General features: G+C 43.5%; 14 protein-coding genes. 3 read left to right on the top strand and 11 right to left on the bottom strand.

The window, feature by feature from the left end; all coding sequences use genetic code 11:
* Positions 1-12: 12 nt before the first annotated feature.
* On the bottom strand, positions 13-1,083 hold the full coding sequence (gene rlmN, locus NSQ29_RS28395) for a 23S rRNA (adenine(2503)-C(2))-methyltransferase RlmN (RefSeq protein ID WP_042192804.1): 1,071 nt from the start codon (positions 1,081-1,083) through the stop codon (positions 13-15).
* Positions 1,084-1,239: 156 nt separating this feature from the next.
* Between rlmN and NSQ29_RS28390 the strand changes: the two genes are divergently transcribed.
* Positions 1,240-2,301, top strand: a complete 1,062-nt coding sequence (locus NSQ29_RS28390) for an endonuclease/exonuclease/phosphatase family protein (RefSeq protein ID WP_341126588.1) — start codon at positions 1,240-1,242, stop codon at positions 2,299-2,301.
* Positions 2,302-2,324: 23 nt separating this feature from the next.
* On the opposite strand, the gene NSQ29_RS28385 is transcribed toward NSQ29_RS28390, so the two are convergent.
* From NSQ29_RS28385 to NSQ29_RS28360, 6 genes are all read right to left on the bottom strand, one after another.
* Positions 2,325-3,614: a polysaccharide deacetylase family protein gene (locus NSQ29_RS28385; RefSeq protein ID WP_341126587.1), complete on the bottom strand. Its 1,290-nt coding sequence runs from the start codon at positions 3,612-3,614 to the stop codon at positions 2,325-2,327.
* 11 nt (positions 3,615-3,625) lie between these two features.
* A complete protein-coding gene (locus NSQ29_RS28380; RefSeq protein ID WP_042192810.1) occupies positions 3,626-4,348 on the bottom strand; it encodes a hypothetical protein in 723 nt (240 codons plus the stop codon).
* A 177-nt stretch (positions 4,349-4,525) separates the two neighbouring features.
* Complete coding sequence (locus NSQ29_RS28375; RefSeq protein WP_143759242.1) at positions 4,526-5,188, bottom strand: glycosyltransferase; 663 nt, start codon at positions 5,186-5,188, stop codon at positions 4,526-4,528.
* 129 nt (positions 5,189-5,317) lie between these two features.
* The gene (locus NSQ29_RS28370; protein WP_042192814.1) at positions 5,318-5,674 is read right to left on the bottom strand and encodes a nucleotide excision repair endonuclease; all 357 of its coding nucleotides are present in this window, start codon (positions 5,672-5,674) and stop codon (positions 5,318-5,320) included.
* Between the two features lie 85 nt (positions 5,675-5,759).
* A complete protein-coding gene (locus NSQ29_RS28365) occupies positions 5,760-6,734 on the bottom strand; it encodes an NAD-dependent epimerase/dehydratase family protein (RefSeq protein WP_341126586.1) in 975 nt (324 codons plus the stop codon).
* Positions 6,735-6,832: 98 nt separating this feature from the next.
* On the bottom strand, positions 6,833-7,387 hold the full coding sequence (locus NSQ29_RS28360) for a TetR/AcrR family transcriptional regulator (protein ID WP_445253238.1): 555 nt from the start codon (positions 7,385-7,387) through the stop codon (positions 6,833-6,835).
* A gap of 313 nt (positions 7,388-7,700) precedes the next feature.
* Between NSQ29_RS28360 and NSQ29_RS28355 the strand changes: the two genes are divergently transcribed.
* Entirely contained in the window at positions 7,701-9,191 is a 1,491-nt protein-coding gene (locus tag NSQ29_RS28355) for a peptide MFS transporter (protein WP_339267836.1), read from the top strand.
* Between the two features lie 63 nt (positions 9,192-9,254).
* Here NSQ29_RS28355 and NSQ29_RS28350 read toward each other — a convergent pair whose 3' ends face one another.
* Both NSQ29_RS28350 and NSQ29_RS28345 read right to left on the bottom strand, forming a co-directional pair.
* Complete coding sequence (locus NSQ29_RS28350) at positions 9,255-10,670, bottom strand: hypothetical protein (protein ID WP_076284948.1); 1,416 nt, start codon at positions 10,668-10,670, stop codon at positions 9,255-9,257.
* A 508-nt stretch (positions 10,671-11,178) separates the two neighbouring features.
* The gene (locus NSQ29_RS28345; RefSeq protein ID WP_076284950.1) at positions 11,179-11,931 is read right to left on the bottom strand and encodes an SDR family NAD(P)-dependent oxidoreductase; all 753 of its coding nucleotides are present in this window, start codon (positions 11,929-11,931) and stop codon (positions 11,179-11,181) included.
* A 188-nt stretch (positions 11,932-12,119) separates the two neighbouring features.
* On the opposite strand from NSQ29_RS28345, the gene NSQ29_RS28340 reads away from it, so the two are divergent.
* Positions 12,120-12,761 carry a TetR/AcrR family transcriptional regulator gene (locus NSQ29_RS28340; RefSeq protein ID WP_081382675.1) on the top strand — a complete coding sequence of 214 codons (642 nt, stop codon included), beginning with the start codon at positions 12,120-12,122 and terminating at the stop codon, positions 12,759-12,761.
* A 58-nt stretch (positions 12,762-12,819) separates the two neighbouring features.
* Here the strand turns inward: NSQ29_RS28340 and NSQ29_RS28335 are convergent, their stop codons facing one another.
* Entirely contained in the window at positions 12,820-13,932 is a 1,113-nt protein-coding gene (locus NSQ29_RS28335; RefSeq protein ID WP_076285075.1) for a nitric oxide synthase oxygenase, read from the bottom strand.
* A 148-nt stretch (positions 13,933-14,080) separates the two neighbouring features.
* Complete coding sequence (locus NSQ29_RS28330) at positions 14,081-14,359, bottom strand: hypothetical protein (RefSeq protein ID WP_076284951.1); 279 nt, start codon at positions 14,357-14,359, stop codon at positions 14,081-14,083.
* Positions 14,360-14,363 lie beyond the last annotated feature (4 nt).

Raw genomic sequence — 14,363 nt, 5'->3', positions numbered from 1 at the left:
GTCGCCCGTCCCTCAAGCCATAGCTTTCGACTTCTTGATCTGCTTGCTTCGCAATTGTCCGCAAGCAGCATCAATATCTACACCATGCTCCAGACGAGTGCTTACGCTGACGCCCTGCTTCTTCAAGGTATCAAAAAAGGCTCGTACGGTCTCCCGCTCGCTTCTTTGATATTGACTGTGCTCATCGACTGGATTATAAGGAATCAAGTTCACATTGACGAGCTGGCGCCGGTCGCCGATTAGCTCGGTCAGCTCAAGCGCATGCTCCTTGCCGTCATTTACATCCTTCATCAGAATGTATTCTAACGTAATTCTGCGATTTGTTTTTTCCAAATAATAATCTATGGACTCCATTAGCTTCTCAATTGGAATGGCCTTGTTAATCTTCATAATCTTCGTCCGCAGCTCATTATTAGGCGCGTGAAGCGATACTGCCAAGTTCACCTGTGTATTCGCATCGGCAAATTCTACGATTTTGTTAGCAAGCCCACTCGTCGATACAGTAATACCTCTTCCTGCGATGGCTAATCCCTTGTGGTCCTTAATAATCGATAAGAAATTGAGCAGGTTCTTAAAGTTGTCGAACGGTTCGCCAATTCCCATGACTACAACGTGACTAACCTTTTGTTCGAGGTTTGCTGCATCCAAATGCTGCTGAACCTTCATAATCTGCTCTACAATTTCACCGCTGGAAAGATCACGACTCTTCGCTAACAGTCCACTAGCGCAAAAGCTGCAGCCGATATTACATCCAACCTGAGTAGTGACACATACGGACAAACCGTATTTCTGTCTCATGAGCACCGTCTCGATCAGGTTGCCATCCTTCAAACGGAACAGGAACTTGATCGTCCCATCCGCAGACTCCTGCTTCACATGTTCTTCCAGCGTATGGATCACATAGTGCTGCTCCAATAATTCTACACAATCTTTATTTACATCGAGCATTTCTGAGAATTCTGTAATCCGCTTCCGATAAAGCCAATCCCAGACCTGCGTAGCTCGAAATTTTTTATGTCCACGTTCTAACAGCCATGCCGCCAGTTGATCAAAAGTTAATCCATAAATGGATTCCATATTCATTCGTTATCCTCTTTTCAAAACATTAAAGTTCAGTCCATCACTACTCATTGTCTCAAATTTTTTTTATTTAAACAAGGGGAGTTGTAGCGAAGCGTCGAAGTTTACACCATTAGAAGTCCGTTCTATGAAATTACATCTGAGGAGAGATCGAATCAAATGAGCTCAACCACAATAAAAATCATCGGTTTTGCCCTTCTAGCTGCCGTTCTAATCTTTGGTGGCTTTTTACTGTATATTACCATTACCGATTATAAGCCGAAGGAGACTACTCCACTAACGGTAAACCATAATCAGGAACTAATGATGAAGCAGGGAGAACCTTTTGCAATAACAACCTTTAATATTGGCTATGCTGGGCTGGATAAGGATCAGGATTTCTTTATGGATGGCGGGACCAAATCACGTTCAAGCAGCGAGGAACAAACGAAGACAAATCTTGAGGCAATAGCCTCTCTAATGACTACTTCAGGCTCAGATTTATTTATGTTGCAGGAGGTAGATCTCGATTCTTCTCGTAGCAACCATATAGATGAGGTCTCCTTGTTATCGAATACCTTCTCTGATTACAGCAACGTATTCGCAACGAACTACAAGGTGCCTTGGGTACCGATTCCCGTTCTTGATCCGATGGGCTCAGTAAATAGCGGTTTATTAACCTTATCTAAATTCGGTAGCACAAGTAACGTTAGATATGATCTTCCGGGAAAAGAAAGCTGGCCTCGTCAACTGTTTGAACTTGACCGCGCCTTTATGGAGAGCAGATTCCCCGTCGATAACGGGAAAGAACTGATCCTGATCAACCTTCATTTATCAGCCTTTGACCAAGGGGGAACGATTCGCAAGCAGCAATTAGAATATCTTTCTACTTATATTCAGAGAGAGAATGATAAAGGCAATTACCTCATCTTAGGCGGAGACTGGAATCATTCTTTACCGGGCACAACCCCTGAGGCCTTTGAGACTACACAAGCTTGGCCAGAATGGCTGCAGCAGTTCCCTGAAGATTTCAAACCGGAGGGCTTTCAATGGGCTGTCGATGCTAAAGTGCCGTCCGTCCGGACACTTGATGTAGCTTATTCAGAAGGTGTAAATTTCCGGGCTGTAATTGATGGCTTCCTAGTTTCACCCAATATCACAATAAGTGGCGTACAGGGCCATGACCTATCTTTTGAACACAGCGATCATAACCCTGTAACAGCTACTCTTATTCTAAGATAAGACCCAATCATGGACCATTGATGTTATTTAAAAATGACGAATTTCATGTTTTTCCCTTTTAGATACTGAATGATGGCAGGCAATGCCTCTACGGTAATTTTCTTTTCGTGAAAAAGATATACAGCACCGGACGGATCAGTATGATGAACAAATTGAATGACGTCTTCTGAGGTCTTGCGTCTCCAATCCTCGGAATCACGATTCCATAACAATACTTTCATCTGCTGTTCTGTCACTTTGGCTGCTAACTTATCATTAATCGCACCATATGGCGGCCGAAAAACAGTAATCGGCGATTGAATGATTTGCTCCAATGCCCGGTTAGCCTTCGCCAAATTATTTTGATTCTCGTTAGCCCCATTGTCGGTCATCTTGCTATGATCCCACGAATGACTTCCGATCGACATCTGATGTTCATTCGCATACTTAACCGCTTCCACATTATGAGCGACCTTATTCCCAACAAATAAAAAGGTGGCTGCCACCTCATGTTCTACTAGAATATCTACGATTTCTTTCGTATACTTCGACGGACCATCATCAAATGACAAGGCCACGTAACCCTTCGGCAGGCTATAGGTGTATTTATTCCCGGTTAATTTAATCTCCTCATACCGCTGTGTTTGTTCTTGAGGAGGCTCTGTAGGTTCTGGTGTAGGTTTAGAAGGTTCTGGCGTAGGCTCAGACTCCTCTTGCTGGCTAGGGCTCGCTTCTATCTTACCAATAGGAGGAATGAATGGTAGAGAGACTATTTTCTCGATCCCCTCAGCGCTGGCGCCTAGTGAGGGACCTTCCAATCCTTCTGCACGGTCCATATCTTGACCACCCATTCGAAGAGACAACAATATAACGACTAAACAAGCGAACATGATACTCTGCAGTCTAAGTCTTCCAACCCGTTTTTTGCTCTTCTTTCTTAGCCTGCGTGCTGGAGGTATAGAGGGTGGCGTAGTTTCAACAGTAATCTCTTCCTGTACATGGGGATCGTTCACTTGCTTTAATTGAAGAAGCTGAGACACATAATATTCAGAGCAGGCAAAATACATGGTTTCGCTGAAGGTTTGGTTCATAATAATCAGTGTGCTGTAATAACTGTTGCGAAATGGATCCCACTTCGGATACAATGACAATCTCATTCTTTCCCCGAAAAAGGGAGCCAGCGCGTTTAGTTGTTCATATGTAAATTCGTCTATGTTTAGCATGCGTCTGGCATACCCAATATCACGGGTTAAACCTACTTCAATCTGGTAACCGGCCTGTTCATGCTCAAGCGACAGCAACTCAATCATTAGAACAGTGCTCGGTTCATTCATTGCCATGAATCTTATGTATCTCCGTTTTCGTCATTTCGTCCCGCCAGTGTGCTTCCATTCCCAAAAGGAACGGTCATACGATTGGTAAAATCGCTGATCATACCGGAGAGATATGCTTTTTCTTGGCGGATCGTATCGTATTTCTGTCTTAAATGCGCGTTCTCAGTTTCAATCCGTCCAAGCTTCTCTTCCAGATCATTCATCTTCTTGAGCTTCTCTGCATGAGCTTCGTTATGCTTTTGGATCAGATTTACATACTTTTGATGCTCCAGATCAATCGTACTCTTTAATTCTTCAATCTCTGCAGTGAGGGTAGTCTGAAGCTCCCGATAATCTTCCAGCACTTGATCGACTTTCAGATTCTTCTCAATCAATTTATGCTCAAGCTCTCGAACGTTCTTCTCTCTTTCCTCAATCACTTTATTGAGATTCTTCATGTCCCGGTTCAAACGTTCAACATGGCTGCTGGAATGAGTCAACCGATCCTGAAGTTCATTAATATTCGTCTCAGCATGCTGTCTGGCCTGAATGATCTGCTCCACGGAGAAGATCAAATCGAGTGATTTTTTATCAAGCGGCGCTTTCCCTGTAGTAACCACTCCTGCTAAAGTCTCGCCAGCAATCTGTTCCTCTACTTCCTCGCCCTGCTCTTCTGATAATTGCACCTTTTGAACCATACCCGGTTTGGACTGCTTATCCACTGAATCTTTCTTTTTAAAAAAGGGAGAAATCATTGATCTTATCACCTCAATTATAAAAAAATGTCAAAAAATGTCGAGTGCCCACGAGTCTATTATAGTTTACTTGTCTTGTCTGTAAGTGAGCCTTTATATCTAACTTTTTGAATTGGATCAAAAGACCTAAATTCTTGCCAATAACAAGAAAAAAGCACCCTTGCGGGTGCTCTGGTTTTAATTAAATTTATCGGGGAATTGTTTAACAATACCTTCGGTTAGTATATCTCCAAACATAATCATATGCTCGAGCCCTTTATCGAAAGCGACGATCTCGGCATCCCAATCCTTTTTAGCTCTAGCTGTCACATCATCCGTTATTAGCTCCAAATGTTCATGAAGCATCTCTTTCAATTGTTCATACGAATATTTGGGATTCTGTGCGCTAAGGAACTTAGCAATGTCGTCAGCGTTGTCGTACCACTCTTTATTGTATTTTTCCAAATCCGCCTGATTACCTGCTAGTGCAGCAGCAACTACCTTTCCGGCAATAAGGATATGCTCCCGCAATAATTGAGCTAGCTTATCACCTACTGCCTCACCGTAATACGGCTTATAAACATTCCCTATCTCCTGCTGATTCTGTAGCAACCTTGCCAGTACCTTCTCTTTGTCCTCGGAATTCGCAAAGGCGCTAACTATGTAGTTTTTCGTCCATATCACATGGTCGCTCCATAGTTTCCTGAGATTATCCTTAAGCTCTATTACAGAGGGCGTAAAGCATTGCTTGTGTGAACTCTTTTTCTCTTTGGCTGCAGCATCGGCAGTTACAGGCATTACACTAACAACAAGGAACATACACACAAAAACTAACTTCGCAATCAAAAACTTAGGCTTCAATATGACCTATCTCCTTTTAAGCATCTATTAACAATCCTGTATAGTGTGTACCGATGCTCTTATTTCATTCCTATCTTCTTGTACATAAAAAAAAAAGCACCGTCATTAGACGGCGCCTCTCCCTTAAACTTATCTGAACATCACTTTATCTACATTGTATTTAGACTTCAATTCATTAATGATATACGTTTCGTAGATCTCTCTATGAACGGGGCTCTCGATTAAACTTACATCAATTCTGGTGACCTCGTCCCGATGCAGCTTAATATCAGATACGGTGTCTTCGAAATGTTTTTTGATTCTAGGTCTTAGCTTTCTCGCTTTACCTACAAACAACAACTCATCTTGGTCATTGTAGAACATAAAGATACCGCCGTAATCTCTTGGAATTAGGTGGAAATCAGTGAATCCGTAGATATTGCTTAGCTGCGGGTTGATTTGTTTAGTAATACTAACATCCACATTGGGCATAGTTATGTTGATCATTTTAGCTCACGTCCTCTTTCTATATAGGAGTAAATAGTATCATAAGTTAGCCTTTTATTCTATCTTTCACAATGAGCCTGGCTCTTTATTCTGCCTTGGACTGACGACTCATTAGAACTTGAACAGTCTCTGTTATCCCTTGCTCAAAAGGAGTAGCGGGAATTGGACCCACAACACGCTCGTATTTACCACCGCTTAGGACCACAGGCTCTTTGGTTAAATACAGCATCTCAACAATCTCTTTCATGACTGGAACGAATATACCGAGCAGCGATAGTCCAGTCTTTCCTAATGAGATAACAGGCTTCTTGGAGCCGCTTGCTGCTTGCGCTATTCTAACGATATCTTGTCCTGAGATTGTGCCTGCCCCGGGAATGTTCCAATTCTGACCATAAGCTTCATCTCTACTAGCGAGCTCAATAATCATGATAGCGGCATCCGGCAAATACACATACTCACGGGCAACGGTCATATTTCCGATGAACACTGCAGGCTTACCTGCAGCGATGGACTCCAGAGTCGATCCTAAATAGGAAGCCTCATTGGCAGTAGGTCCATAATAATCCGGTAAACGGACAATGAGCCGCTGTGCTTTACTCCAACGCTGGCTAAAAAACATTTGTTCAAACTCAAGTTTCACTTTACCTTTTTTTGTATGCGGATTCTTCGGATATTCCTCGTTGATCGGCTTGTCATTCTGTCTTCTTCCATAAGGATAAATGCCATCCACTGCGACAACCTTTATCCCCAGCTTATTAGCCGCCTCCATGACCGCCTCTCCCATAGGTAACAGTCGTGTGCTCATTTCATTATACGGAACAGATGCACTATGAAAAATAACATCCACATCCTGTGCAGCTGATAATACGTCCTTCGCATTAAATACGTCCCCTGCTATTAGCTTAAGAGCGGCGGGATTACCCAGCTTCGTTGCAAGCTTCTCCAACTTTGGAATCGATCGCCCAAAGGCCACCGTTTCTATCCCTCTCTTTAATAATTCAGCGATAATTACCGTCCCTGTTCCCCCGGTTGCACCAAGCACAAGCGCTTTTGTTAACATAAATGATCCCTCCTATTATTGTTATTGATTAATCACTAACTAACGATCATAAATCTAAGAGCCTGAGCTCTTAGATTTTAGAATGAATTTCATCTCTACTACTCTTTCCGGTGTTTCGGCTTCAACTCTGGCATTCCAAGAGCCATAGAAATATTACAGAGCATACCATTGGCCATAAAGGTACTTACCTCTACTTCAGGCTGCTCGATCCCAGCGGCGACAAACTTCTCGTGCACAAGGTTGGTGATCTCAAGCATTCCTTTTTGCATCGTTTCACGGATGACTTCATCGCGAATCCCTAACCCCTGAACTTGCAAAATAATCTCATTCGGATGTGTCTCCATCAACAACTCGTATACTTTAATGCTTTCCTTTAACACTTGATCTGCTGTGGCCTCTACTCCTTGAAACGAACGAATAATCCGTTCAAAAGCCCGCTCTAAGGAAGCAACAAACAATTCTTCTTTATTCTTGAACACCTTAAACACATAGGGCTGAGAAATACCTACCTTTTCCGCAACCTGTGCTGTCGTAGCTCGGTAGTAGCCATTCTCGGCGAATACAACAACCGCTGCCTCCAAGATTTGTTCTCGGCGGTTTACGGAAACCGATTCATCCGCTTTCTTGCGACCGGAACTAGATTCTGTTGTCATCATAATCTCCTTACGCAACCTAATCCATTAGGTTATTGATCAATCACTTTCTTGATTAGAGTATATGCTCATCTCCTAAATAATGCAACTTAAAATCAACTATAATTTTTAACAACTTTCATCCGTACAGAAAATACAGTAAAAGTTATTTCCCTATTTCCACTGGAAATATTACTAAAAAATATGACGTTATTCAGAACCTTCTCGCCAAAGGGTTGTGATTTTCCTCATGAGGGTATTATAAATATTAAGGTAGTGTAGAGTTGTGTTAACTTCATGAAAAGAGCAATTAGCTTCTAGGAGGATTTGATTCATGTCAGCAACAAACAGGCAAAAAATTGTAGATAGTGTCCCGCAAACCGGATTTTTCGGACATCCTAAGGGACTATTCACACTCTTCTTTACTGAATTTTGGGAACGTTTTTCCTATTATGGCATGAGAGCGATCCTTGTTTACTACATGTATTATGAAGTAAGCAAAGGCGGGCTCGGATTTCCAGAGGATATGGCCCTTTCGATTATGTCTATCTATGGATCACTCGTATATATGTCTGGAATTATAGGTGGATGGCTTGCGGATCGGATTTTCGGGACTTCGAAGGCTGTCTTTTACGGCGGCGTTCTAATTATGTTTGGGCATATTTTACTGGCGATACCGGGAAATGCCACGCTATTCTTTTCTTCGATGATTATGATCGTGCTTGGAACCGGACTTCTTAAGCCCAATGTATCAAGTATTGTAGGCGAAATCTACAGCGAACAAGATAACCGCCGCGACGCTGCTTTCAGCATTTTTTATATGGGTATTAATCTCGGCGGATTCATCTCTCCACTGATTGTAGGCGCTGTAGGTATGAATAATTTCCATCTCGGTTTCTCGATTGCCGCGGTGGGCATGTTTATTGGATTAGTTGTTTACGTAGTGACTCGCACCAAAAATCTAGGTCTGGCAGGTACGATTGTACGCAACCCGATTCCAGCCGAACAAAAGAAAAAATTATTTACTTGGATTGGCATTGGACTAGTTGTGCTTGCTGTATTAGTTACGGTCGGCATTCTTACTGGAGTACTCACCTTTGAGACATTCATTAAAATCGTAGGGGTGTTAGGGCTACTTATTCCTACAATGTACTTCATTGTAATGTACCGCAGTCCCAAAACAACAGCTGTAGAGCGATCACGGATTCTCGCGTACATCCCTTTATTTATTGCTTCGATTATGTTCTGGGCGATTCAGGAACAAACTTCAACAGTTCTAGCAAGCTTTGCTGATAAGCGTACCCAGTTGGACTTTGCAGGCATACACATTTCTCCAGCTTGGTTCCAATCGCTTAACCCGCTATTTATTATCGCCCTTGCACCTGCATTTGCATGGCTTTGGTTAAAGCTCGGTAACCGCCAACCAACGATTCCACAAAAGTTCTCACTTGGTTTATTGTTTGCCGGTCTGTCCTTCCTAGTGATTCTGGTACCGGCTTACTTCGGTGGAGCCAATTCACTGGTGAATCCATTATGGCTGGTTCTCAGCTACTTTATCGTCGTCATTGGGGAACTATGCTTGTCGCCTGTTGGCTTATCAGCAACAACCAAACTGGCGCCAGCTGCTTTTACTGCTCAGATGATGAGTATGTGGTTCTTGTCCAATGCTGCTGCACAAGCTATTAATGCTCAAATTGTGAAATTCTATACCCCGGATACCGAAATGCTGTACTTCGGAGTCATAGGCGGAGTCGCCATTGTGCTCGCGTTAATTCTCTTCCTGTTCTCTTCTAAGATTCAAAATTTCATGAAGGGTATTCGATAAACATATAAGGCTGTCGAGATTAGTCTCGGCAGCCTTTTTTTGAGTCAATATTCTAAGCTAGTTCTACACCAGAAACATAGCAACAATTGTTGTAACTATCAGCCCAATCAGCACCGGTTTAACATTGCGTCTAGCGAGCTCAAATGGACTTACGCCGCAGATGGCGGCGGCTGGAATCAATGCCCATGGGATTAGCGTCCCCCCGCCAACCCAAATGGCAGATACCTGACCGAGTGCAGTTAAAGTAGCTGCGTCGGAATGTGTGGCAACAGCGAACAATTTTCCGATGGACCCCGCAAGTGAGATTCCCGAGAACCCTGAACCATCAAGGCCCGTAATGGCCCCTGTTATGGTAGCGGTCACAGCACCTACAGCACCATTTAGAGGTACATTATGCGCCAGAGCAACCCCTAGATCATTAACAATTCCCTGAGATGCAGCAGGTAAGACTTTGCCAAACAATTCAGCAAAGGCCGAATCTCCCAGATAGAAGAATGCCGCAATTGGAATCACTGGACCGAATACTTTAAAGCCAAATGTAAGTCCATCGATTAGATATGAGGTGACTTGCTCCAGTCCCTTATTACGATGTGCGAACAATGTTACTACAACCAAGATAAATACAGCAGTCCCGCCAACTAAGGCCGTTGCGTCTCCGCCCTGTAAATCCAGCAGAAACATGCCTGCTACATCAGCTAGAAACAGGAGTGGGATAACAATCGCCAGCCATTTTTTCAGTGTGGGAGGTATTACCGCTTGACCCTCGACCGCGTCACTATCTGCAGCTAGCGCATTCGCGGCATTTTTCCCGGAAATAAGTCCGTCTCGCCAAGTACCATTCTTCTGATCTCGTCGCATCATCCAATAAGCTGTTACCGTAGTGACTACACCCATCACTATAACAAGCGGAATGCTCGCTTCCATGACACTGCTTACCGGAAGTCCTGCCGCATCTGCCGTCAATTTAGGTGCACCTTGAATAATATAATCACTCGACAGCGCAATCCCATGACCGAATAGATTCATCGCAATCGCTGCTCCAAGTGCAGGCAATCCTACGCGAATAGCAACGGGCAGCAGCACAACCCCTATCAGGGCCACTGCTGGCGAAGGCCAGAAGAACCATGATGTCACCATCATAATCAAGCCAATGCCCCAAAATGCCATAAACGGCGTACGTAAAAAACGTGTAAGCGGGGCAACCATCGTCTCGTTTATTCCGGTACGTGTTAAAACTCTACTCATGGCTACAATGATCGAAATAATCATAATCGTACCCATTAACTCCTTTGTTGCATATACAAAAGAGTTGAATACGCCTGTGACTGAACCACTAATCGTTTCTGTCGCGAGCCAGCCTAATACAAAGATGCCTGAAATACAGATCATCGTTGTATCCCGCCGCTTAATCAGAAGTGCCATAATGAACACGATGAATGCCAAATATACATAATGGAGCGCTGTTAATTGGATGCCCATCACTGAACCACACCCTTCTCCTGCTTACAAGTGCTATATGTTATGCAGGGGTGTAGGCTAATGTTCGGTAGAAATGGGCGCTTAAATATTTATGATTTAAATAGAAAGAGACGCTTTTGCTAATCCATCCATCACCTCGTCACTAATAAATGGTGCGATAGACATATCAAGTGCCGCTTGTTTACTCATATTCATCCATACCTTTCGTTGAACTAGAGAAAGCCTGCAAAAATACAGCTTTTTGTAGGGATATCCGCTTCACTATGTGAGAAAGCTGCAAATATACAGCTTTATCCATACTTATGGCTCAAAGGCTTCATCTGGAGCAAGAAAAACTGCAGTTTTGCAGGAATTAATGTTTTTTGCCATCCTCTTATCATTAAAAAATGTATTTTTGCAGTTTTATTCCCTTGATCAATCCTTACATTTACGTAAAAAAATCCGCCCCACGCATAGATAACATCTACGCATGAGACGGCTTTCTTAGTGTTGCCTATTTAGAAATTTATTATTTAGCCACGACTCCGCCATCAACTGGCAGCTCAACACCTGTAATGTAAGAAGCTTCATCGGAAGCCAAGAACAATACAGCTTCAGCTACTTCAGAAGCACGTCCAACGCGTGGCAATGCAGTCTGGGACATAAAGAAGCTATGCATTCTTTCATCATTTACAAATTCAGCACTCATTGGAGTTTCGATAAATCCTGGGTGAACAGAGTTCACGCGAATGTTATCTTTACCAAAGTCTACAGCTGCTGCTTTACTCAGCATACGAACGGCACCTTTAGAAGCTGTATAAGCGCCAGCACCGCTGCTGCCAGTCAAACCTGCGATGGAGGAGATATTGACGATGGAACCACCTTTATTGTTCTTCATTTGAGGAACAACATGTTTCATCCCAAGGAATACGCTGCTTACATTAATGTTCATTACTTTGTTCCATTGATCAACAGTGGATTCAAGCAATTGAACTGGGAACGAGATCCCTGCGTTATTTACCAGGATGTCGATTTTTCCAAATTTGCTAATCACATCTTCTACAACTTTGATCCAGTCTTCTTCGGAAGCTACATTATGTGCATAAGCTGCTGCTTGTCCACCATTGGCTTCGATTTCTTTTACAACTGCTTGTACAGCAGCTTCGTTAATATCAGTTGCTACAACTGTAGCACCTTCTTTGGACAATAAAAGGGCTTCTTCACGACCCATGCCACTGCCTGCACCTGTAATAATTGCTACTTTATTAGTTAGACGATTCATAATTAAGTCTCCTCTATAATCGTATTGTGATATAATAATTCGAGTGATGATAGCCACACTATCACTGTGATATTCATCATATCATTTTTACGAAATAACTACAACCTCTCCTTGCTTAATCCAATAAACGGTGGATATAATACTAATAAATAAAGAACCTAATTAAAAAATGGAAGGGTCTATCCCTCATGAATCCTAAAGCACGCTATGAAAAAGAACGATCCGACGGTAAACAGCAGCGATTATATACGATTCTCGAATCCGCAGAACGAATATTTTCGCAAAAAGGAATTGAAAAGTCGACGATGCAGGATGTCGCAAGCGAAGCAAATATAGGGATTGCGACGCTGTTTCGATATTTTCCTAGAAAAGAAAAGCTCATCGTGGCGGTGGCCACCCGGATGCTAGAGCCAATGCTCGATTACTTTAAGCATGTAGCTGACTTGCCACTTACCTGTCTCGAAAAGATCGAGATGTTATTTGACTTCTTTATTCAGGATCAAAATCATTTAAGCATTATTTTTATGGTCAATTTTGAAAGCTACGCCTCTCACTTAAATGAGCCTGTTGAGGACGTTCTGGATTTCAATGCATTAAACCGCAAGATTTGGCATGAGTACTCCAGGATCATTCAAAATGGGGTAGAAGACGGTTCTATTCGCGCCGATCTCCCTGTGAAAGAGACCTTAATCACGCTGATGAACAGCTTTGCTCTCTTTTCCAGAAAGTTAACGATGAAAGAGAACATCCTCCTGCTAGAATCGGATTTAGACTCCGACAAGCAGCTTGAGCTTCTTAAACAAATCTTTCTAGAGCATTTAAAAGCCTAAAAAGCGCCAGTTTCCTTATGATGGGAACTTGGCGCTTTTTTGATCATAAATTCGATTGCTAGTGAAAAGGACAGGTGGCCACAGGTGATCGCTGATAAAGGAAACGAGGGCTGTAATCATATTCTTTCAGCTTACTGTCATGCCAAATCGGTGTAGACGACGGAGACATAGGGGGGATCAGCCATGACCAGCGTCCTGAAACCTGACGTCCATGTCCCTGCTCCTGCTCTTGAAATCTCACAAATTGATCAGCTGCTGTATGGTGATCAACGATACTGACCCCAGCTTGCTTAAAGGAATGCAGTACTGCACGATTCAACTCAAGAAGCGCCCGATCCTTCCAAAGCGTTGTGTTACTGGAGCGGTCAAGTCCCATCAGATCAGCTACAGCCGGCAAAGTGTTATATCTTCCAGTATCCCCTAAGTTACGTGAGCCAATTTCGGTCTCCATGTACCATCCGTTAAAAGGAGCCGCGGGGTATAGAATCCCGCCAATCTCCAACTGCATGTCCGAAATGATCGGCACAGAATACCAGCGAAGCTGAAGCTCTGCAAAACGTTCAATTTCAGGATGAGTTAACGGTACCTCTTGAATGAGGTGTTGAGGAATAGGAAATACATGGGGGTGCCCATTACCTATGCTGATCACTAGCGGCAATACATCATAATTGCCCCTTGTTCCCTGCCAGCCTAGTTGTTGGCACACTTTCGTAAATTCATCCGATGCCGGATCACCAGCGCGTTCATGTTCAGCATCACCAGGATATCCCGCGTAACGAATCAATTGATGGTTCCAAATCCGGATTCTCCGATCAGGAGCTTCCCCGCTGCGGAAGACCGTGATAAGTGGACGAATACGTCCTCCATTATTCGCCTTTTCCAGATGTCGCAGCAAAGCTTCAGCAATATCCTCCTCGGTCTCTGCCAGACGTTCATCCATCAGCTCAATGGATTGCCAAAAGAGGCGGCCAATGCAGCGGCTATTATTTCGCCAAGCCATTCTCGCCCCATGAGCCAGCTCTTCCGTTGTATGTGTGTAACTCCCGGATTGATTAATTTCTTCTCGTACGGCTTGGATGCGTTGATCCATCTCAGCTTCAGTCTTATCAAGTTCAGCGTAACATTGTCGAATGAAAGCCTCCGCCTGCCGGGTTAACTCTTCGATGTGCATGCCATTCATATCCTTTATCCTCCATCTAAGCCATGCTAGAACTCTCGTTCCAGTATACCACCCACACTCTTAAGCTACATCCTTAGGGGAATAGCACATGAGAACAACCCGTGAAGCTTATTCGCTTCACGGGTTGTAGCAGGAACATCTAGCGTTCTGAACGTTTCCCTTGCGTCTTCAATGCAGCAAGCCTGCTCTTATCCTCGGCCAGCAGTTCTTCAGCCAACTCCACACCTTGGGGACCTAACGAGGCACGAGCTTGCTCTACCGCCTGTTCGGTATGCGCCAAACGGTTCTCAGCCTGTGCCAAAGTCTGTTCTGTTGGATGACTAAGCGCCTGAGAGACAGAGAAATGAAGCTTGCCTAAAGCATTTTTGGCTTGAGTTACATTGTCGTTCGCTTGCAGACTGGAATCGGGTTGTTTCATAAAT

Origin of the sequence: Paenibacillus sp. FSL F4-0236, assembly GCF_038000135.1 — a bacterium.
GTDB lineage: Bacteria > Bacillota > Bacilli > Paenibacillales > Paenibacillaceae > Paenibacillus_AQ.
The sequence above is the reverse complement of the archived record's forward strand: the minus strand, read 5'-3'. Positions and strand labels throughout refer to the sequence as shown.